At 73.6% G+C, this 18889-nt stretch carries 18 protein-coding genes and 1 tRNA gene; 9 read left to right on the plus strand and 10 right to left on the minus strand.

The window, feature by feature from the left end:
- Positions 1-1173, plus strand: a complete 1173-nt coding sequence (locus F9B16_RS10410; RefSeq protein ID WP_151539798.1) for a glycerate kinase — start codon at positions 1-3, stop codon at positions 1171-1173.
- Between the two features lie 114 nt (positions 1174-1287).
- On the opposite strand, the gene yczE is transcribed toward F9B16_RS10410, so the two are convergent.
- The gene (gene yczE / locus F9B16_RS10415) at positions 1288-1905 is read right to left on the minus strand and encodes a membrane protein YczE (RefSeq protein WP_151539799.1); all 618 of its coding nucleotides are present in this window, start codon (positions 1903-1905) and stop codon (positions 1288-1290) included.
- Positions 1906-2005: 100 nt separating this feature from the next.
- Between yczE and yczR the strand changes: the two genes are divergently transcribed.
- A complete protein-coding gene (gene yczR, locus F9B16_RS10420; RefSeq protein WP_151539827.1) occupies positions 2006-3457 on the plus strand; it encodes a MocR-like transcription factor YczR in 1452 nt (483 codons plus the stop codon).
- Between the two features lie 10 nt (positions 3458-3467).
- Here the strand turns inward: yczR and F9B16_RS10425 are convergent, their stop codons facing one another.
- Entirely contained in the window at positions 3468-3902 is a 435-nt protein-coding gene (locus F9B16_RS10425) for a CBS domain-containing protein (RefSeq protein ID WP_151539800.1), read from the minus strand.
- 274 nt (positions 3903-4176) lie between these two features.
- On the opposite strand from F9B16_RS10425, the gene F9B16_RS10430 reads away from it, so the two are divergent.
- Genes F9B16_RS10430 through F9B16_RS10450 form a run of 5 tightly spaced genes read left to right on the plus strand, consistent with a single transcriptional unit; the run spans position 4177 to position 9723 of the window.
- On the plus strand, positions 4177-5481 hold the full coding sequence (locus F9B16_RS10430; protein WP_151539801.1) for an NAD(P)/FAD-dependent oxidoreductase: 1305 nt from the start codon (positions 4177-4179) through the stop codon (positions 5479-5481).
- A gap of 14 nt (positions 5482-5495) precedes the next feature.
- Positions 5496-6773 carry an ABC transporter substrate-binding protein gene (locus tag F9B16_RS10435; RefSeq protein WP_151539802.1) on the plus strand — a complete coding sequence of 426 codons (1278 nt, stop codon included), beginning with the start codon at positions 5496-5498 and terminating at the stop codon, positions 6771-6773.
- A complete protein-coding gene (locus tag F9B16_RS10440; protein WP_151539803.1) occupies positions 6770-7705 on the plus strand; it encodes a carbohydrate ABC transporter permease in 936 nt (311 codons plus the stop codon). The genes F9B16_RS10435 and F9B16_RS10440 overlap by 4 nt, the downstream gene beginning before the upstream one ends.
- Positions 7705-8535 (plus strand): carbohydrate ABC transporter permease, encoded by an 831-nt coding sequence (locus tag F9B16_RS10445; RefSeq protein WP_151539804.1) that lies wholly within the window; start codon positions 7705-7707, stop codon positions 8533-8535. The genes F9B16_RS10440 and F9B16_RS10445 overlap by 1 nt, the downstream gene beginning before the upstream one ends.
- A 9-nt stretch (positions 8536-8544) precedes the next feature.
- On the plus strand, positions 8545-9723 hold the full coding sequence (locus F9B16_RS10450) for an ABC transporter ATP-binding protein (protein ID WP_151539805.1): 1179 nt from the start codon (positions 8545-8547) through the stop codon (positions 9721-9723).
- Positions 9724-9846: 123 nt separating this feature from the next.
- Here the strand turns inward: F9B16_RS10450 and F9B16_RS10455 are convergent, their stop codons facing one another.
- The 5 genes from F9B16_RS10455 to fdhD form a co-directional block, all read right to left on the minus strand.
- Positions 9847-11460 carry a phytoene desaturase family protein gene (locus tag F9B16_RS10455; protein WP_151539806.1) on the minus strand — a complete coding sequence of 538 codons (1614 nt, stop codon included), beginning with the start codon at positions 11458-11460 and terminating at the stop codon, positions 9847-9849.
- Positions 11461-11524: 64 nt separating this feature from the next.
- Complete coding sequence (locus tag F9B16_RS10460; RefSeq protein ID WP_151539807.1) at positions 11525-13315, minus strand: SDR family oxidoreductase; 1791 nt, start codon at positions 13313-13315, stop codon at positions 11525-11527.
- Positions 13312-14154: a M24 family metallopeptidase gene (locus F9B16_RS10465; protein ID WP_225991524.1), complete on the minus strand. Its 843-nt coding sequence runs from the start codon at positions 14152-14154 to the stop codon at positions 13312-13314. The genes F9B16_RS10460 and F9B16_RS10465 overlap by 4 nt, the downstream gene beginning before the upstream one ends.
- A gap of 173 nt (positions 14155-14327) precedes the next feature.
- Entirely contained in the window at positions 14328-15263 is a 936-nt protein-coding gene (locus tag F9B16_RS10470) for a metal-dependent hydrolase (RefSeq protein ID WP_151539808.1), read from the minus strand.
- 176 nt (positions 15264-15439) lie between these two features.
- On the minus strand, positions 15440-16252 hold the full coding sequence (gene fdhD, locus F9B16_RS10475; RefSeq protein WP_151539809.1) for a formate dehydrogenase accessory sulfurtransferase FdhD: 813 nt from the start codon (positions 16250-16252) through the stop codon (positions 15440-15442).
- Positions 16253-16433: 181 nt separating this feature from the next.
- On the opposite strand from fdhD, the gene F9B16_RS50775 reads away from it, so the two are divergent.
- Positions 16434-16742, plus strand: coding sequence for a DUF4333 domain-containing protein (locus F9B16_RS50775; protein ID WP_192808707.1), 309 nt, complete (start codon positions 16434-16436; stop codon positions 16740-16742).
- Positions 16743-16757: 15 nt separating this feature from the next.
- On the opposite strand, the gene F9B16_RS10485 is transcribed toward F9B16_RS50775, so the two are convergent.
- Both F9B16_RS10485 and F9B16_RS10490 read right to left on the minus strand, forming a co-directional pair.
- Positions 16758-17384: a trimeric intracellular cation channel family protein gene (locus tag F9B16_RS10485; protein WP_225991525.1), complete on the minus strand. Its 627-nt coding sequence runs from the start codon at positions 17382-17384 to the stop codon at positions 16758-16760.
- 40 nt (positions 17385-17424) lie between these two features.
- The gene (locus tag F9B16_RS10490) at positions 17425-17616 is read right to left on the minus strand and encodes a DUF3099 domain-containing protein (RefSeq protein ID WP_151539811.1); all 192 of its coding nucleotides are present in this window, start codon (positions 17614-17616) and stop codon (positions 17425-17427) included.
- Positions 17617-17816: 200 nt separating this feature from the next.
- On the opposite strand from F9B16_RS10490, the gene F9B16_RS10495 reads away from it, so the two are divergent.
- Positions 17817-18713 carry a sulfotransferase family protein gene (locus tag F9B16_RS10495; protein ID WP_151539812.1) on the plus strand — a complete coding sequence of 299 codons (897 nt, stop codon included), beginning with the start codon at positions 17817-17819 and terminating at the stop codon, positions 18711-18713.
- Positions 18714-18790: 77 nt separating this feature from the next.
- On the opposite strand, the gene F9B16_RS10500 is transcribed toward F9B16_RS10495, so the two are convergent.
- A tRNA-Sec gene (locus tag F9B16_RS10500) sits at positions 18791-18883 on the minus strand.
- Positions 18884-18889 lie beyond the last annotated feature (6 nt).

Raw genomic sequence — 18889 nt, forward strand, 5'->3', positions numbered from 1 at the left:
GTGAAGATCGTCATCGCGCCCGACTCGTTCAAGGGCAGCCTGTCGGCGGCGGAGGTCTGCGCGGCGGTGGAGGCCGGGGCGCGGCGCGCCGTGCCGGACGCCGAGGTGGTCCGGGCCCCGATGGCCGACGGCGGCGAGGGCACCCTCGACTGCTTCGTCGCCGCGCGCGGCGGCGACCTGGTCGAGGTCGCCGCGACCGACCCGGTGGGCCGTCCGGTGAAGGCCGCCTACGCGCTGTCGGGCGACGGCCGGTCCGCGGTCGTGGAGCTGGCCGCCGCGTCCGGGCTCCCGCTGGTCGAGCAGGCGCCCGATCCGCTGCGCGCCGACACCGCGGGCACCGGCGAGCTGATCGCCGACGCGGTCCGGCGCGGCGCCCGCGACGTACTGGTCTGCATCGGCGGCAGCGCCAGCACCGACGGCGGCACCGGACTGCTGCGCGCCCTCGGCGTCCGCTTCCTGGACGCGGCCGCCGCCGACCTGCCGCCCGGCGGCGCCGCGCTGGCGCGCCTCGAGACGATCGACGACTCGGGCGTCCCGGACGCGGTGCGCGCCGCCCGGTTCCGGGTCGCGTGCGACGTCACCAACCCCCTCGTCGGGCCGGAGGGCGCGGCCGCGGTGTTCGGGCCGCAGAAGGGCGCCGACCCCGCGCAGGTCCGCGAGCTGGACGCGGCGCTCACCCGGTTCGCCGACGTGGTCGCCGCCCGGTTCGGCGTCCGCGTCCACGACCTGCCGGGCGCGGGCGCGGCCGGCGGCACCTGCGGCGGCCTCGTCGGCGTGCTCGGCGCCGAGCCGTCCCCCGGCGCGCGTCTCGTCGCCGAAGCCGTCGGCCTGGACGAGGCGCTGGACGGCGCCGACCTCGTGATCACGGGCGAGGGCCGGGTGGACGGCCAGAGCGCCGGCGGGAAGGTCGTCTCCGCCGTCGCCGCCCTGGCCAAGGACCGCGCCATCCCCGCCGTCGCGCTCGCCGGCGGCGTCACCGGCCCGCTGGACGAGCTCCACGGCCTCGGCCTCACCGCCGCGTTCAGCATCGCCGACGGGCCCCGCACCCTGGACGCCCTCAAAGCCGACGCCGCGCCCCTGCTGAGGGCGCTGGCCGAACAAGTAGCGCGTGTCTATGTGGGGGGACGTGTCTATGTGGGGGGACGACCCCCCACACCCCCCGGTGCGGGGTGAGCGGCGCCTTTCGCTCCGCTGGCGCTCCGCTACAGTTGCCGCTCACCCCGGTGGGGGGCCTGCCCCCCACGCCCCCCGGCGGGGGCTTCGCCCCCACACCCCCGCCGCGCCTGGTCAGGCGGCGATCGGTTGCGGGGCCTCGGTGGGTTCCGGGGTCTTGATCTGCAAGGCCGGTAGGAAGACATGTGCTAGGGGGCCGATGGCCACGGCGTACAGGACGGTCCCTATGCCGACGGTGCCGCCTAGCAGCCAGCCGACGGCTAGGACGCTCAGCTCGATCCCGGTGCGCACGACCCGGATCGAGTGGCCCCGCCCGGCCAGGCCGGTCATCAAGCCGTCGCGCGGGCCGGGGCCGAGGCCCGCGCCGATGTAGCAGCCGGTGGCGAAGCCGCCGGCCAGCACGCCGAGGAGCAGGAACGTCCAGCGGGCCGCGAGCGCGTCCGGGCTCGGCAGCAGCCAGAGGAACAGGTCCGCGAACGCGCCGACGAGCACGACGTTGCTGATGGTGCCGAGGCCGGGACGCTGCCGCAGCGGGATCCAGGCGAGCATCACCACCGCGCCGGCGATGATGATCCAGGTGCCGATGGACAGCCCGAACCGGCGGGACAGGCCCTGGTGGAAGACGTCCCACGGGTCGTTCCCGAGCCGGGAGGACACCTGCAGCGCGATGCCCAGGCCGTACAAGGCCAATCCCGCATAGAGCTGCACGAGGCGCCGCGCCATCAAGGCCATTTCTTGCTCCAGGGTGAAGTCATGTCCGCTTGCTCCGCTATTCTGCAGAGAAGTGGCCTGGCAACGACAGGGCCAATATGTGAAAGTGGTCTGTGTGAGCATGCGATACGTCAGCGGCGTCCAACTGGCCCGGCTGCTCGGCGACGTGCCGCGCGAGCGTCCCGTCTACGCCGCGCTGGCCCACGCCGTCCGGACCCTCGTCCTCGACGGCCGGCTCGCGCTGCGGACCCGGCTGCCCGCCGAGCGGGACCTGGCCGCCGCGCTCGGCGTCAGCCGCACCACGGTGACCGCCGCCTACGACCGGCTGCGCGAGGAGGGCTACATCGAGAGCCGGCAGGGCGCGGGGAGCTGGACGGCGCTGCCGCCGGTCCGCATGTCGTCCGCCGAGCCGGCACCCGGCGCGCGCTTCGGGAAGGCGCACCCGGTGCCCGACGACCCGGCGTTCATCGACCTCGGCTGCGCCACGCCCGGCGCGCCGCAGGTCTTCAACGAGGCGGTCGCCGCGGCGGTGGAGGAACTGCCCCGCTACAGCGGCGGCCCCGGCTACGAGCCCGCCGGGCTGGCCGGGCTGCGCGAGGTGATCGCCGCGGGGTACGAGGCGCGCGGCGTGCCGACCCGCCCCGACCAGATCGTCGTCACGACCGGCGCGCAGCACGCGTTCACGCTGCTGACGCAGACGCTCGTGGAACCCGGCGACCCGGTGATGGTGGAGCGCCCGACGTACCCGCACGCGCTCGGCGCGCTGCGGCGGCGCGGCGCCCGGCTCGTCCCCGTCGGGGTGAACGAGGGCTGGGACATGGAGCTCGTCGCGGGCAGCATGCGGCAGGCCGCCGTCCGGATGGCCTACACGATCGCCGACTTCCACAACCCGACCGGCCTGCTGATGGCCGCCGACGACCGGGCCGCGCTGGTGGACGCGGCGCGCCGCGCGGACGCGTTCGTCGTCGCCGACGAGACCTTCGCCGACCTCGCCCACGACCCGGACGCGCCGCGCCTGCCGCCGGTCGCCGCCTACGACACCGGCGGCCGCGTCGCCACCATCGGGTCGGCGTCCAAGCTCATGTGGGGCGGGCTGAGGATCGGCTGGATCCGCACCACCGGGCCGCTCGCCCGCCGGCTGGTGCTGGCGCGCGAGCCGTTCGACATGGCCAGCCCGGTGCTCGACCAGCTGATCGTCCGGGAGCTGCTGCTGCGGATCGACGACGTGCGGGCCGAGCGCGCCGCGACCCTGCTGCGCAACCGGGACGCGCTCGCCGCGGCGCTGCGGGAGCTGCTGCCCGGCTGGGAGTTCCGCCTGCCCGACGGCGGCATGTCGCTGTGGGCGCGGCTCGGCGCGCCCGTCGCCACCATGCTCGCCGAGACCGCCGAGCGGTTCGGCGTGCGGGTCGTCGCGGGCCCGGTGTTCGGCGTGGACGGCGTCCTGGAGGACTACGTCCGCCTGCCCTACGTCCTGCCGCCTAGCACCCTCAGGGACGCGGTGGAGCGGCTGGCGCTCGCCTACCGCGAGGTGCAGGCGGCCCCGGCGCCGAGGCCGCTGCCCGCCTACGTGTGACCGGCGGCCGTCACGGCGCCCGCTGGATGTAGTCGACGAGGTGCTCGCGCTCGCTCTCCAGCTCGTCGATGGCGCTCTTCACCACGTCGCCGATGCTGACGATGCCGGCGAGGCGCCCGCCGTCGACGACGGGGACGTGCCGGAACCGGTTCTCGGTCATGGTGCGCCGCAGGTCCTCCAGGTCCTCGCCGGGCCCGCAGGTGTGCACGTCGGCCGTCATGATCTCTGAGACGGGGCGGTCGAGCAGCCCCGCGCCGCGGTCGTGCATCCGCCGCACGACGTCGCGCTCGGTGACGATGCCGGCGATCGAGGTGCCGTCGGGCGACACGACCGCCGCCCCGATGTTGTGCTCGGCCAGGACGGCCAGCAGTTGCCGCACGGTGGCGTCGGGCGTCACCGTCGCCACCGTGTCTCCCTTCCTGCGCAGGATCTCGCGAATCCGCATGGTTCACGCTCCGGTGCCGGTCTCGGACCCGTGGCGGGCGTCCGCCGGGGGGCTTGTTCCTGACAAGGTCGCATGGTTCGGCGTCCGGGAAAACCCCGGCACGGTACATCATTTCCGGACCGGCGCCGGTCCGGTGACGCGCCGGGGGATGCCCGGGGCGTCCTGACAGGTCGTGTTCACCCGACCCCGGTCCGTGGAAGTGGATCACCGGTCACGTAATGTGGTTTCTTGATCACTCAGTGAAGGTCCGACCGAGGTGACCAGGGAGCCCGCCGTGCCCGTACCGCGAATCGTGATCATGGGCGCCGGCTTCGCCGGCTACAACACCGCCCGCACGCTGGAGCGCCTGCTCCGGCCCGCCAAGGCCGAGATCGTGATGGTCGCGCCGTTCGGCTACACGCTCTACCAGCCGCTGCTGCCGCAGGTGGCGGGCGGCGTGCTGGACCCGCGCGCCATCGCGGGGCCGCTGCACCGGCTGCTGAGCCGCACCCAGCTGCTGCCGGGCAAGGTGCGCGGCGCGGACCTGCACGAGCGGACGATCGACGTCGAGAAGATCGACGGGACGAAGGTGTCGCTGCACTACGACCGGCTCGTCCTCGCCGCGGGCAGCGTCACCCGCACCTTCGACATCCCGGGGCTGAAGGAGCACGCGCACGGCCTGAAGAACCTCGCCGAGGCGGTCTACCTGCGCGACCACGTGATCGCGCAGCTGGAGCTGGCGAACGTCAGCATGGACCCGGCGGAGCGGGCCGCGCGGCTCGGGTTCCTGGTCGTCGGCGGCGGCTACTCGGGCGTGGAGACCTGCGCGAATTTGCAGCTGCTCACCACCAAGGCGCTGCGCCGGTTCCCGCGCCTGGATCCGGCGCTGCTGACCTGGACGCTCATCGACATCGCGCCGAAGCTGCTGCCGGAGCTCGGCGAGCGGCTCGGCCGGGAGGCGATGCGGCTGCTCAGCCGCCGCGGCGTCGACATCCGGCTCGGCACCACCCTCGAACGGCTGGAACCGCACTGCGCGCACCTCACCGACGGGACGACGCTGCCGTGCCGCACCGCGATCTGGACGGCCGGCGTCACGCCCAGCCCGGTGATCTCCACCCTGAACCTGCCCGCCGACCGCGGCCGGGTCCGGGTCGGCGCCGACCTGCGGCTCGCCGACTTCCCCGACGTGTACGCGGTCGGCGACGCGGCCGCCGTCCCCGACCTCGCGCGCGGCGGCGGCGACGCGATGTGCCCGCCGACCGCGCAGCACGCCACGCGGCAGGCCCGCGTCGCCGCGCACAACGTCGCCGCGTCGCTGCTCGGCCACGAGCCCCGCCAGTACCGGCACAAGGACCTCGGCCTGGTCGTCGACCTCGGCGGCGTCCAGGCGGTCGCGCGGCCCCTCGGCGTGGAGCTGACCGGGATCGTCGCGCAGGCCGTCACCCGCGGCTACCACCTCGCGACGGTGCCGTCGGTGTCGGCGCGGGCGCGGGTGCTCGGCCAGTGGCTGATCCACGCGGCGGCCGGCGACGACCTGATCCGGCTCGGGCTGCTCGACCCGCGCACCAGCAGCCTCGTCGACGTCGAACACAGCTTGTGACGAGGGCGCTGCCGATGGGGCGGGGACCGTCCCCGGCGGGCACCGTCCCCGCCGGGCGCCGCGCGGTGGCGGCGCTGACGGCCGTACTGACCGCGGGGCTGGCGGCCGGCTGCGCGTCGGGCGCGTCGGGGACCCGCGTCGTGAACCTGTACAACGCGCCGCAGGAGAGCATCGGCGCGATCGCCGCGCGCTGCAACCGGGAGGCGCACGGCCGGTTCCGGATCGTCGTGAACACCCTGCCGCGCGGCGCCGACGACCAGCGCGAGCAGCTGGTGCGGCGGCTGGCCGCCCGCGACTCGGGCCTGGACGTCCTCGGGCTCGACGTGACCTGGACCGCGGAGCTCGCGGAGGCAGGCTGGATCCGCGAATGGACGGGCCCGTACGCCGCGGAGGCCCGCAAGGGCACCCTGCCCGGGCCGCTGTCCACCGCGACCTGGGAGGGCCGCCTGTACGCGGCGCCCTACAACACCAACGTCCAGCTGCTGTGGTACCGCTCGGACCTGATGCCCCACCCGCCGTCCACCTGGGCGGGGCTGATCAAGGAGTCGGAGCGGCTCGCGGCCGCGGGCAAGCCGCACTACGGGGAGGTCACCGGCGCGCAGTTCGAGGGGCTCGTCGTCTGGTTCAACAGCCTCGTCGCGTCCGCCGGCGGCCGGATCCTCAGCCCCGACGGGCAGCGGGTCGAGCTCGGCCCGACCGCGCTGACGGCGCTGCGGACGATGCGGGCGTTCGCCCGGTCCAAGGCCGCCGACCCGTCGATCTCCAACACCAAGGAGGACGACGCCCGGCTGGCCGTGGAGTCCGGACGCGGCGCCTACGAGATCAACTGGCCGTTCGTGTACGCGTCGATGGCGACCCTGAAGCCCAAGCTGCTGAAGAAGTTCAAGTGGGCGCCCTATCCCGGCATCACCGGGCCAGGGCGCGCGCCGCTCGGCGGCGCGAACTTCGCCGTCAGCCGCTACTCCGCGAAACCGGACGCCGCGTTCCAGGCCGCGCTGTGCCTGCGCGACCCGGAGAGCCAGCGCACCGCCGCGATCCGCGACGGGCTCCCGCCGGCCGTCGAGTCGGTGTACTGGGCGGCCGGCATGGCGAAGGCGTACCCGATGCGGCAGGCGATCCTCGACTCCCTCAAGACCGCCGCCGCCCGCCCGCAGACGCCCACGTACCAGAACGTGTCGACGGTGACGGCGGTGCGGCTCTCGCCGCCGTCGGCCATCGACCCGCCCCGCACGCTGCGCTCGCTGCGGGGGCTGATCGGGGACGCGTTGCAGAGCAAGGGGGTGCTTCCATGAACGAGGAAGTGAGCAGCACGGAGGTCGTCCCGGTCCCGGGCCGGGCGGTCGCCGTGCCGAGCGCGAACCGGAGATCGGAGCGGCGGCTCGGCTGGATGCTGTGCGCGCCCGCCGCCGTGGTGATGCTCGCCGTCACCGGCTGGCCCATCGTCTACTCGGTGCTGCTGTCGCTGCAGCGCTTCGACCTGCGCTTCCCCGCCCGCAAGGCGTGGATCGGGGTGGACAACTACGCGACGGTGCTCGGCAGCTCGTTCTGGTGGAACGCGTTCGCCGTCACGGTGCTCGTCACCGTCGTCAGCGTCGCGGTGGAGCTGGTCCTCGGCATGGTGATCGCGCTGGTGATGTACCGGACGATCGTGGGCCGCGGGCTGGTGCGGGCCGTCGTGCTGATCCCGTACGGGATCGTCACCGTCGCCGCAGCCTACGGCTGGAAGTACGCGTGGACGCCCGGCACCGGGTTCCTGACGCGGCTGCTGCCGGCCGGGTCGGCGCCGCTCACCGACCACTTCCCGGCCATCGGGATCATCATCCTCGCGGAGATCTGGAAGACGACCCCGTTCATGGCGCTGCTGCTGATGGCGGGGCTGGCGCTCGTCCCCGAGGACACGCTGAAGGCCGCGTCGACCGACGGCGCGACCGCCTGGCAGCGGTTCACCCAGATCACGCTGCCGCTGATGAAGCCGGCGATCCTGGCCGCGCTGCTGTTCCGCACGCTGGACGCCTTCCGGATCTTCGACGACATCTTCGTGCTCACCAACGGCGCGCAGAACACCGGCTCGGTGTCGCTGATCGCCTACCACAACCTGATCGGCGGGCTGAACCTCGGCATCGGCTCCACCATGTCGGTGCTGATCTTCGTGACCGTCGCCCTGATCGCGTTCGTGTTCGTCAAGGTGCTCGGCACGAGCGCGCCCGACGCGGGGAGGCGCTGATGGACCGCACCGCGGGCGGGATCACCCGCTGGAGCCTGGTCAACCTGCTGGTCCTGCTGTACGCGCTGGTCCCGGTGGTGTGGATCGCGTCGCTGTCGTTCAAGGACCCGTCCACCTTCACCGACGGCACGTTCTTCCCGACCAGGTGGACGCTGCGCAACTACAGCGGCATCTTCGACAACGCGGACTTCGTCCGCGGGCTCGGCAACTCGATCGGCATCGGGCTCGTGTCGACCCTGGTCGCGATCGTGATCGGCACGATGGCCGCGTACGCGGTGGCCCGGCTGGACTTCCCCGGCAAGCCGCTGGTGCTCGGGCTGTCCCTGCTGATCGCGATGTTCCCGCAGATCTCCCTCGTCACGCCGCTGTTCGAGATCGAGCGGACGCTCGGGCTGTTCGACACCTGGCCGGGCCTGATCCTGCCGTACATCACCTTCGCGCTGCCGCTGACCATCTACACCCTGTCGACGTTCTTCAAGGAGATCCCGTGGGACCTGGAGAAGGCCGCCAAGATGGACGGCGCCACCCCGTTCCAGGCGTTCCGGCGGGTCATCGTCCCGCTGGCCACGCCCGGCGTGGTGACGACCGCGATCCTGGCGTTCATCGTGTGCTGGAACGACTTCCTGTTCTCCATCTCGCTGACGTCCTCCAGCCGGGCCCGGACCGCGCCGGCGACGATCTCGTTCTTCACGGGGTCGTCGCAGTTCGAGAACCCGACCGGGTCGATCGCGGCGGCGGCCATCGTCATCACGGTGCCGATCGTGGTGTTCGTGCTGGTGTTCCAGCGCCGGATCGTCGCGGGGCTGACGTCCGGCGCGGTGAAGGGGTGAGGCGGCGCGATGGCTGAGATCGTTCTGTCCGGGGTCACCAAGCGCTACCCCGACGGCACCACCGCGGTGCAGGACCTGGACCTGTCGATCGCCGACCGGGAGTTCATCATCCTGGTCGGCCCGTCCGGCTGCGGGAAGTCCACCACCCTGAACATGATCGCCGGGCTGGAGGACATCAGCGAGGGCGAGCTGCTGATCGACGGCCGGCGGGTCAACGACCGGGCGCCCCGCGACCGCGACATCGCGATGGTGTTCCAGTCCTACGCGCTGTACCCGCACATGACGGTCCGGGAGAACATCGGCTTCCCGCTGAAGCTCGCCCGGATGGACAAGGCGGAGGCCAACGCCAAGATCGAGGAGGCGGCGCGGATCCTCGCGATCGAGCCGTTCCTGGACCGGCGGCCCGCGCACCTGTCGGGCGGGCAGCGGCAGCGGGTGGCGATGGGCCGCGCGATCGTCCGCAACCCCAAGGCGTTCCTGATGGACGAGCCGCTGTCCAACCTGGACGCCAAGCTGCGGGTGCAGATGCGCACGATGATCTCGCGGCTGCAGAACCAGCTCGGCACCACCACCGTGTACGTCACCCACGACCAGACCGAGGCGATGACGCTCGGGGACCGGATCGTGCTGATGCGGCGCGGGATCGTCCAGCAGGTCGGGACGCCCGAGGAGCTGTACGACCATCCGCACAACCTGTTCGTGGCCGGGTTCATCGGCTCGCCGTCGATGAACTTCCTGCCCGCCGACATCTCCGGCGGCGCGCTGCACTCGGTGCTCGGCGAGATCCCGCTGTCGGACCGGATGCGGCGGGCGCTGGAGGCGCACCACTCGCCGGACCGGGTGGTCATGGGCGTGCGGCCGGAGGCGTTCGCGGACGCGAGCCTCGACCGCCGCCGCGAGCACGACGCGGGCGAGCTCCGCTTCGGCGGGCGGGTCGAGATCCTGGAGTCGCTCGGCGCGGAGAAGTTCGCCTACATCGACCTGGAGCCGGGCACGGTGGTCGACTCCGAGCACCTCGCGGACGCGTTCCAGGGCCATTCCCCGGGGCACCGGCACGCGCAGATCGTCGCGCGCCTGGACCCGAGGTCGCAGGCGAGCGAGGGCCGCATGCTCGAGCTGGAGTACGACCCGGCCTCGATCCACCTCTTCGAGCCCGAGACGGGCCTCAACCTGACCGAGCACGTCTGACCGCCGCCTGGAGCGGAGCTCCAGCGGAGCGGAAGGCGGCGGTCAGACAGCCTTTGCCGGGGGGTGTGGGGGGTCGCCCCCCACAGAGAAGCTAACCGCTGCACTGCTACGGCTCAACGCGGTTCAGGGGGCCAGGAGGGTGGTCAGGGAGCGGAGGGCCGGGGTGAGGACGCGGCCTGCGGGGGACGCGTGGGCGAGGGCGGCGCGGGCGGCGTTCGCGCCGCAGCCGCCGTGCACGCCGCCGCCCGGATGCGCGGACGCCGACGCGAGGTAGAGCCCGGCGACGGGCGTCTCGGCGCGGCCGAGCCCGGGGACGGGACGGAACACCAGCTGCTGGTGGACCATCGCGGTGCCGCCGTTCAGCGCGCCGTTCACCAGGTTGGCGTCGTGCTCGGCGAACGCGGGCGGGGCGATGACCCGGCGTGCGGCGACGCGGTCGCGGAAGCCGGGGGCGAAACGCTCGATCACGTCCTCGACGCGGCGCGCCATGGCGTCCCGCTCGCGCTCGTCCCACGCGCCGGTGATGCCGTCGGGGCCGGCATCGCCCTTCACCTTGTGCGGGACGTGCGTGTACGCCCACACCGACTCGGTGCCGGCGGGGGAGCGGGCCGGGTCGGCGGTCGTCATCTGGCCGAGCAGCGCGAACGGCTCGGACGGGACGCGGCCGGTCGCGATCTGGCCGCTGTAGTCGGTCATGGCGTCCATGCCGGGGGACAGGTGGACGGTCCCGGCGCGCGCCGCGTCCGGCGACGTCCACGGGATCGGCCCCGTCAGCGCCCAGTCGACCTTGAAGGTGGCGTGGTCCCAGGTGAAGCGGCGCATGTCCGCGCGCAGCGAGCCGGGCAGGTCGGACCAGGCGACCAGGCCGCCGTAGAGCGCGGGCGCCGAGACGTCCGCCAGCACCGCCTTCGCGGCCCGCACCGGCTCGCCGGACGCGGTGCGCACGCCGAGCGCGCGCCCGTCCCGCACGATCACCGACGCGACGGGCGCGTCGCAGCGGACCCGCCCGCCGCGCGCCTCAAGGCGGCGCACCAGCGCGGCGGTCAGCTCGCCCGCGCCGCCCTCCGGCACCGGCCACCCGTGCCGCTGGCCGATCATGGCGAGCAGCCAGCCGAAGATGGATCCGCCCGTGCTCTCCGGGAACATGTCGGTGTGCAGCGCCGACCCGGCGAGGAGCAGCGGCCCGCCGGGCCCGGCGAACTCCTGCTCGCCGAGGGTCCGGACGGGCGCCAGCAGCGAGCGCAGGACGCGCAGCCCGCCCGCCCGCCGTGCCGACAACGCCAGCGGCAGCGCGGCCCGGACCGGCGGGAACGGGGTGAACAGGGCGCGCAGCACCGCGTCCCCCATCTCCTCCCACAGCCCCGACAACCGCAGCCACGCGTCGCCGTCGCCCGCGCCGAGCGCGTCGAGGCTCGCGGCGGTCGCGCCCGGGTCGCGTTCCAGCAGCGCGCTGCGCCCGTCCGGCAGCGGGTGGGCCAGCACCGCCGGAGCGTGCTTCCAGCGCAGCCCGTACCGCTCCAGGTCCAGCGCCCTGATCACCGGCGACGCCACGCCCAGCGGGTAGAACGCGCTGCACAGGTCGCTGACGTAATCGGGGTGGACGCCCCGGTCGCTGCGCACCGCGCCGCCCGGCTCCGGCTGCGCCTCCAGGACCAGGACGTCCCAGCCCGCGTCGGCCAGCATGTTGGCCGCCACGAGCCCGTTGGGTCCCGCGCCGACGACCACGGCGTCCGCCATCCCGCACCGCCTCCCGGTGATCACCCTAGGGCGTGTGCGGGCGTCCTACCCCGGTGCGGGCGCCCTAGCCGGCGTTGAAGCGGGCCAGCAGCCGCATCGCGCGCGGCGACAGCCGGGACGTCAGGTAGCTCAGCCGGGCCTCCGGGGTGACCGGCACGACCGCCCGGTCGTCGCGGACCGCGTTCACGATCTGCTTCGCGACGCCCTCCGGCCCGAAGCCGCGCAGTGCGTACGCCCGCGCCGCCTTCTCCTGGCTGCGCGCCTGCTCCTCCGCGCCGCGCCCCACGAACCGGGACGTGCGGGTGATGTTGGTGTTGACGATGCCGGGGCAGATCGCGGTGACGCCGATGCCCTTGCCCTTCAGCTCGGCGCGCAGGCACTCCGACAGCATCAGCACGGCCGCCTTGCTGGTGGCGTAGGCGGGCAGCGTCCGGGACGGGGTGAACGCGGCGGCCGAGGAGGTGTTGACGATGTGGCCGCCCTGCCCCCGCTCCACCATCTGCGCGGCGAACAGCCGCGACCCGTGCACGACGCCCCACAGGTTCACGCCGAGGACCGCGTCCCAGTCGTCCACGGTGTGGTCGAGGAACGACCCGGCCATGCCGATCCCGGCGTTGTTCACCACGACGTCGGGGACGCCGTGGTCGTGCAGCACGGACTTGGCGAAGTCCTCCATCGCGGCGGCGTCCGACACGTCCACCCCGTACGGGTGCCCGGCCGGGCCGACGAGCCCGGCGAGCTCCGCGGTGCGCTGCGCGGTGGCGAGGTCGAGGTCGGCGGCGACGACCTCCGCGCCCTGCTCGGCGAACGCGAGCGCGGTGGCGCGGCCGATGCCGCTGCCGGCGCCGGTGACGACGACCAGCGAGCCGTCGAACGCGCGGCGGTCCCGGTCGACCCGGGCGCGGCGCAGCGCCCGGGACTCCGAGGCGGTGAGCGGCCCGCCCTGGACGCCGGTGATGTGCTCGGTGATCCAGCGGGCGACCACGTCGGGATGGCTGCGCGGCACCCAGTGGCCGGCCGCGATCGGGCGCAGCGACAGGTTCGGCACCCGCGTGCCGAGCCCGCCGACGAGGTGCGGCGACACGAACAGGTCCTTCGTCGGGACGATGACCTGCGTCGGCACGTCGGTGCGGCGGTCGCGGGGGCGGCGCAGCCGCTGCACCATGTTCGCCCGGTACAGGCCGACGCCGGACGCGCCGTCGCGCGGCATCGTCCGCGCCGGGTGGCCGTCGCGGGGCGGGACGCCCTCGCCGAGCTCCAGCGCCCGGCTGAACGGCCGGGACAGCCCGGCGAGCCACATCAGCTCGGGCAGGACGGGCGTCTGGAAGAAGTAGATGTACCAGGACCGGACGCCCTGCCCGGCGGCGCGCTTCAGGTTCGCCGGGGTCGGGCGGGCGAGGTTGCGGCGCGTCCAGTGCGCGACGTGGTCGAGGCAGGGCCCGGAGATGGAGGTGAAGGAGGCGAACCGCTCCGGCATGGTGCAGGCGGCCTCCCACGACTGGATCGAGCCCCAGTCGTGGCCGACGAGATGGACCTTGCGCTCGGGGGCGGTGGCGTCCAGCACCGCCCGCATGTCCGACATCAGGTAGTCGAAGGTGTAGCGCTTGCGCCCGAACGGCCGCGTCGAGGCGCCCGCGCCGCGCACGTCGTACCGGACGACGTGGTAGCGGGCGGCGAGCCGCGCGGCGACCTCGTCCCACACCGCGTGGGTGTCGGGGTAGCCGTGCATGAGCAGGACGGTCGGCCGGGACGGGTCGCCCTGCTCGTAGACGGCCAGGTCGACGCCGTCGCCGCGGACCCGGCGGCGCCGCACCGGTGCCGCGGGGGCGGCGCCCGGGGTGATGGTCTGCGTCATTGCGCCTCCCGTCGTGCCCACCGGTGCACGTGGGGCAGGTCGTCGTCGAGCCAGTACGCGTCGTCCTCGGTGACCACGAGGATCTCCTCGAACTTCACGCCGACGCCGCGGAAGCCGATGTGCGGTTCCACCGCCCACAGCCCGGGCGTCGGGGGGTGCTGGGACTGCGCGGCCCCGTTCCAGAGCGGGGAGCGGCCCTCGAGGCGCTCCTTGACCAGTTCGCGGCCGATCGTCTGGAGGAACCGTACACCGAACGGGAATCCGACGCGCTTGGGAAGGATGCCGCCGATGATCCCGACCTGGTGGCCGATGACCCGTCCGGGGTACTTGGCGTGCCGGTTCTGGTAGCCCTGCCGCTCGATCAGCGCGTCGACCTCGGCGTAGATGTCGGCGAACGTGCGGCGCTCGCGGACGAGCCGGAGGATGAGGTCGCGGTATCCGGCGAGGTCGGCGTCGAGCCGCTCCCAGATCCGGTTCTCGCCGAGGACGCCGCCGTAGCCGATGTCGGCGGAGTAGCCGTCGCGGACGGGCGCCATGTCGAGGATGTAGGGCATGCCCTCCTCGAGCCGCGCCGCGCTGGGGAGGAACTGGGTGGGGATCTTGAAGCCCCGGAAGGCCGACCGGTCGCCGAACCAGGCGAAGGGGGTGTGCAGCCAGTCGTCGACGCCGTGCCCGCGCAGCCAGCGGCGCATCCGGCGGCACGCCTCGCGCTCGGTCACGCCCGGTTCGAGGGTGGCGGCGACCTCGTCGGCGCACCGGTAGCACAGGCGCTGGACGTCGCGGAATCGCTCGAGCTCCGCCTCATCGTGGGTGCGGGCGAGCGTCACATTATTGGACACGGTGTTAATTAACCGCGCGATTTGAACCTCGGTCAAGGGGGGCGCGCGTGACGCTCGCCACCCGGCACGCGCGAGGGCCCGTACGGCGCGGCGGTACGGGCCCTCAGGGGGAGGTCTCCGGGGAGCCTCCGGTCGCGATGTCCGGACGAGCGGACCGGGTCGTCGGACCCGGCCTAGTACGGGTCGTAGCCCGCGGCCTGCGCGGCGGGGGACTGCTTCAGGTACTCCAGCGCGCGCGGCGTCGAGCAGACCTTGGACGGGTGGTGGTTGGGCTTGAGGTAGACGGGCGCCTCGCCCAGCAGCAGCTTGAAGATGCCGGGCACGTGCCCCCGCCGCACCGACCGGCGGTAGGCGCGCACGACCCGCAGCGGCGTGACCCGCTTCGTCACCGTCGGGTCCTGCTTCATCAGGTAGAGCGAGCCGCCGATCAGCGCCCAGTAGAGGAAGAACAGCGACACCACCCAGGCCGCGACCCGGGTCGGGTAGCGCCCGCCCATCGCCTTGTAGACGTCGAAGACCACCGACCGGTGCTCGACCTCCTCGGCGCCGTGCCAGCGCAGCAGGTCCAGCATCGTCGGGTCGACCCCGGCCTTCTCCAGCCGGTCGTTGTCCATGATCCACTGGCCGAGCACGGCGGTGTAGTGCTCGATCGAGGCGACCGCCGCCAGCTCGAACCGCAGCCGGCGCCGCCAGGCCCGCGGGTTCCTCTCCTTCAGCGCCGCCATCTGCGCGGGCCGGTCCGCGTTGCCCTTGGCCGCCGCGTCGGTGATCTTGGAGACGTCGATCCCGTTCGTCTCCAGGATCTGGTCGAGGACGCCCTGGTGCGAGCGGGCGTGCACCATCTCCTGGCCGATGAACCCCTTGATCTCCTCCAGCAGCCGCTCGTCCCTGATGTGCGGGCGGGCGTCCTTGACGCACTGGATGAACCACTTCTCGCCCTCCGGCAGGACGATGTGGAAGGAGTTGATGATGTGGGTGGCGAGCGGGTCGCCGGGGACCCAGTGCAGGGGAGTGGCCGACCAGTCGAAGGACACCCGCCGAGGCTTGATCGGGGGGTGGCGCTCGTCGATGCCGGACGCCGCTCCGCCGCCGGTGAGGGGCCTCGTCATTCCGTGATCCTCCGCTTCGCGCGCCCGGGGCGGGACGCGGCGTGGGTGCACGCGCGCGTCATTGCGTTGGGGGAGCAGTCAACTCCTGCGACCGGCCCGGTGTCTTGAGGTCGGGCCAACAAGTTACCGATTGGTTTTCGGCCCGAGATGACAAACGGCGCGGCCGCCGCGCCGGGTCAGACGAGGATCCGCCCGGCGCCCGCGTAGACGTTCATGGTGTCCCCGCGCAGGAAGCCGACCAGCGTCATCCCGGCGTCCTCGGCCAGGTCCACCGCCAGCGACGACGGCGCCGACACCGCCGCGAGCACCGGGATCCCCGCGGTCATCGCCTTCTGGGTCAGCTCGAACGACGCGCGCCCGCTGACCATGAGGATCGTACCGGCCAGCGGTAGCAGGCCCTGGCGCAGGGCCCAGCCCACGACCTTGTCGACGGCGTTGTGCCGCCCGACGTCCTCGCGCACCGCCAGCAGCCCGCCCTCGGCGTCGAACAGGCCGGCCGCGTGCAGCCCGCCCGTCCGGTCGAAGACCCGCTGCGCGGCGCGCAGCCGGTCCGGCAGCGCGGCCAGCACCTGCGGGGTGAGCCGGACGGGGTCGGCGGACACCTCGTACGGGCGGTCGGTCCGCAGCGCCTCGATGCTCGACTTCCCGCACACCCCGCACGCGCTCGTGGTGGTGAACGCGCGCGTCATCGCGTCGTCGGGCGGCGCCACCCCGGGGGCGAGCGCCACGTCCAGGGTGTTCTGCTCCTGGGTGTCGGCGCAGTAGCGCATCGCGGTGAGGTCGTCCGCGCCGCGGATGACGCCCTCGGCCGCCAGGAACCCGGCGACGAGGTCGAAGTCGTGGCCGGGGGTGCGCATCGTGATCGTCAGCGGCTTGCCCGCCACCCGGATCTCGAGAGGCTCCTCCACGGCGAGGGTGTCGGGCCGGCGTCCCGCCGTCCCGCCGGCGCCCAGCCGCAGGACGGGCTTGCGCACGGTGATCCGGCCCATGCCCCGAACGGTACCCCGGTTGCCCGTGCGAAACGAAAAAGTTCGCGACGATCTGTCCCCTTCTGAGTCCTTTGTCGGACGGGACGGCGTGCCCTGGCGGCCGGGTCGCGGGGCGGCGGAGCATACCTGCGGACGGCGCCCCACGGGGACCGGGGCGCCGCGCATCACGGGGAGCAGCACCATGCGCAAGATCCTGATCGTGCCCGTCCTGGCCGGCGGCCTCGCGCTCGCCGCCGCGGGCTGCGAGGTGGGCAAGACCGTCAGCTCGGGCACGGTGGAGAAGCAGATCGACGCCCGGTTCGGCCCGATGTACCAGTCGGCCGGGCTCGGCCCGGCGAAGGCGTCCTGCCCGGACGACCTCAAGGGCAAGGTCGGCGCCACCCTCGACTGCACCGTCCGCGACGGGAAGGGCGGCAGCCACCGGCTGACCGTCACCGTCACCTCGGTCAAGGGCAGCGAGGTCCACTTCACGATGAGGGCCGCCTCCTAGCCCTCCCGGGCGCGGCTAGTCGGGCACCCCGCGGGGGCGGGGTGTCCGCCAGCCGTGGCGCATCGCCAGCACCCGCAGGCCGAACGCCAGCACCGCGGCGCCGGCGGTCACCGCGCCGCCGTGCAGCCCCGCGGACGAGGCCCCGGCGGTGACGGCGGCGCCGAGCATCGCCGGCAGCGCGTACAGCTGCCGGTCGTACAGGACCGCGGGGATCTGCCCGCTCAGCATGTCGCGCAGGACCCCGCCGCCGACCGCGGTGACCACGCCGAGCAGCACCGAGTGCAGCGGCGACAGGCCGTGGTCGAGCGCCTTCACCGTCCCGGTCGCGCAGAACAGCCCGAGGCCCGCCGCGTCGAACAGCAGCACCGCCGGCAGCAGCCGGGCGACCTGCGGATGCCAGAAGAACACCAGCGCCGACGCGGCCAGCGGCACCAGCACGTAGCCGAGGCTGGTGAACGCGGCGGGCGGCACCGCGCCGATGATCAGGTCCCGCAGGATGCCGCCGCCGAGCGCGGTGATCTCCGCCAGCACCACCATGCCGACGACGTCGAGCCGCTTGCGGACCGCCGCGAGCGCCCCGGACACCGCGAACACGAAGATGCCCGCCAGGTCGAGGATCTGCGGGATGTCCGGCCGGCTCACGCCCGCTCCCGCCGGACGGGGCCGCGGGCCGCGCCCGGCCTCAGTCGCGCCGGTCGGTGCGGTCGATGTTCCAGTTGGCCACCACCGCCGCGAACGGCGGGATGATCATCGCGAACACCGACATCCCGATCGCGGCGGGCGTGGAGTACAGCCGGACGACCGTCCAGGCGAGGACGATGAAGGTGAGGCACGTCCCCATCATGATCCCGTACGCGAGCTTCCGCCGCCTCATACCCCCACGTTACGTCGCCGGACGCCGCGCCGCGGGCACGGACCGTCACGGCCGCCGCGCGCTCCGGGCGCCCAGATGAGAGCGGGCTGAGAGTTATCTAAGGATCCCGGGCGAGGGGCGCATTTCGCGAAAAGAACGGTCTACATTCGCCTGCGACACCGTGATCGTTCCCGCACAGAAATGTTCTCCGCCACCGCCTCATGAGCACGAATCCGAACAAGAAGAACCAGGTCAAGGCCGGACTCAGGCGAAGGGGGAATCTGCTGGCGGCGGCATTGCGCCCGCCCGTGCGCGCGCAGTCCGCGGCCCGTTCGCCCGCCGCCGGTCCGCCCGCCGGCAATCCCCGCGACATCGCCCCGTCGAAGGTGCCGCGCCTCGTGGAGTCGCCCGTCTTCCTCCTCTGCCCGCAGCGTTCCGGATCGACCCTGCTGCGGGTGCTGCTGAACAGCCACTCGGAGATCCGGGCGCCGCACGAGCTGCACCTGCGCCACCTGCGGGTGAAGCCCGGCCGCGACTTCACCCTCGACGTCATGGCCGAGCTGGGCCTGGACGTCCGCGAGCTGGAGTACATGCTCTGGGACAACGTGCTCCGGTTCGAGCTGGAGCGCAGCGGCAAGTCGCAGATCGTGGACAAGACGCCGTCCAACGCCCTGGTGTGGCGGCGCCTGGCCGCGGCGTGGCCGCGGGCGCGCTACATCTTCCTGCTCCGCCATCCCGCCGCGATCGTCGAGTCGGTGCTGGCGCGGCGGGCGAACTCCGTGCGTGAGGAGGTCGTCCCGGAGGTCCTCCGCTACGCCGAGGGCATCGAGGCGGCGCGGCACGAGCTTCCCGGGCTCACCGTCCGGTACGAGGAGCTGACGGCCGAACCGGACCGGGTGACCCAGGAGGTCTGCTCCTTCCTCGACGTGGAGTGGGAGCGCACGATGCTCGACTACGGCCGGCAGGACCACGGGCCCTACCGCCCGTACTTCGGCGACTGGAGCGAGAAGCTCAGGTCGGGGACGGTCCGCCCGGCCCGGCCGCTGCCCGGCGCGGCCGACGTGCCGCGCGAGCTCCGCGACGTGGCCGGAGCCTGGGGCTACCTGGACCGGAAGTGAGGCCGGACGTGACGTCGGGCGTGACGCCCGGCGGGCCGCCGGCGCATCGGCCCGGCCGGCGGCCCGGGGCGTCCTCGCGGAGGCGCACGGGAATCGAACCCGCCGTCCCGAGATCCTCGGGACCAACGGTTTTGAAGACCGCGGAGGCCACCAGGCGCTCGCGCGCCTCCGCCGCG

Origin of the sequence: Actinomadura montaniterrae (assembly GCF_008923365.1) — a bacterium.
GTDB lineage: Bacteria > Actinomycetota > Actinomycetes > Streptosporangiales > Streptosporangiaceae > Spirillospora > Spirillospora montaniterrae.

Coding starts and splice junctions, on each gene's coding strand:
- F9B16_RS10450 (WP_151539805.1), top strand. CDS start 8,545: ATGGCTGAGATCGTTCTGTCCGGGGTCACCAAGCGCTACCCCGACGGC.
- F9B16_RS10445 (WP_151539804.1), top strand. CDS start 7,705: ATGGACCGCACCGCGGGCGGGATCACCCGCTGGAGCCTGGTCAACCTG.
- fdhD (WP_151539809.1), bottom strand. CDS start 16,252: ATGGGCCGGATCACCGTGCGCAAGCCCGTCCTGCGGCTGGGCGCCGGC.
- yczR (WP_151539827.1), top strand. CDS start 2,006: ATGCGATACGTCAGCGGCGTCCAACTGGCCCGGCTGCTCGGCGACGTG.
- F9B16_RS10460 (WP_151539807.1), bottom strand. CDS start 13,315: ATGACGCAGACCATCACCCCGGGCGCCGCCCCCGCGGCACCGGTGCGG.
- F9B16_RS10495 (WP_151539812.1), top strand. CDS start 17,817: ATGAGCACGAATCCGAACAAGAAGAACCAGGTCAAGGCCGGACTCAGG.
- F9B16_RS50775 (WP_192808707.1), top strand. CDS start 16,434: ATGCGCAAGATCCTGATCGTGCCCGTCCTGGCCGGCGGCCTCGCGCTC.
- F9B16_RS10440 (WP_151539803.1), top strand. CDS start 6,770: ATGAACGAGGAAGTGAGCAGCACGGAGGTCGTCCCGGTCCCGGGCCGG.
- F9B16_RS10490 (WP_151539811.1), bottom strand. CDS start 17,616: ATGAGGCGGCGGAAGCTCGCGTACGGGATCATGATGGGGACGTGCCTC.
- F9B16_RS10435 (WP_151539802.1), top strand. CDS start 5,496: ATGGGGCGGGGACCGTCCCCGGCGGGCACCGTCCCCGCCGGGCGCCGC.
- F9B16_RS10470 (WP_151539808.1), bottom strand. CDS start 15,263: ATGACGAGGCCCCTCACCGGCGGCGGAGCGGCGTCCGGCATCGACGAG.
- yczE (WP_151539799.1), bottom strand. CDS start 1,905: ATGGCCTTGATGGCGCGGCGCCTCGTGCAGCTCTATGCGGGATTGGCC.
- F9B16_RS10455 (WP_151539806.1), bottom strand. CDS start 11,460: ATGGCGGACGCCGTGGTCGTCGGCGCGGGACCCAACGGGCTCGTGGCG.
- F9B16_RS10425 (WP_151539800.1), bottom strand. CDS start 3,902: ATGCGGATTCGCGAGATCCTGCGCAGGAAGGGAGACACGGTGGCGACG.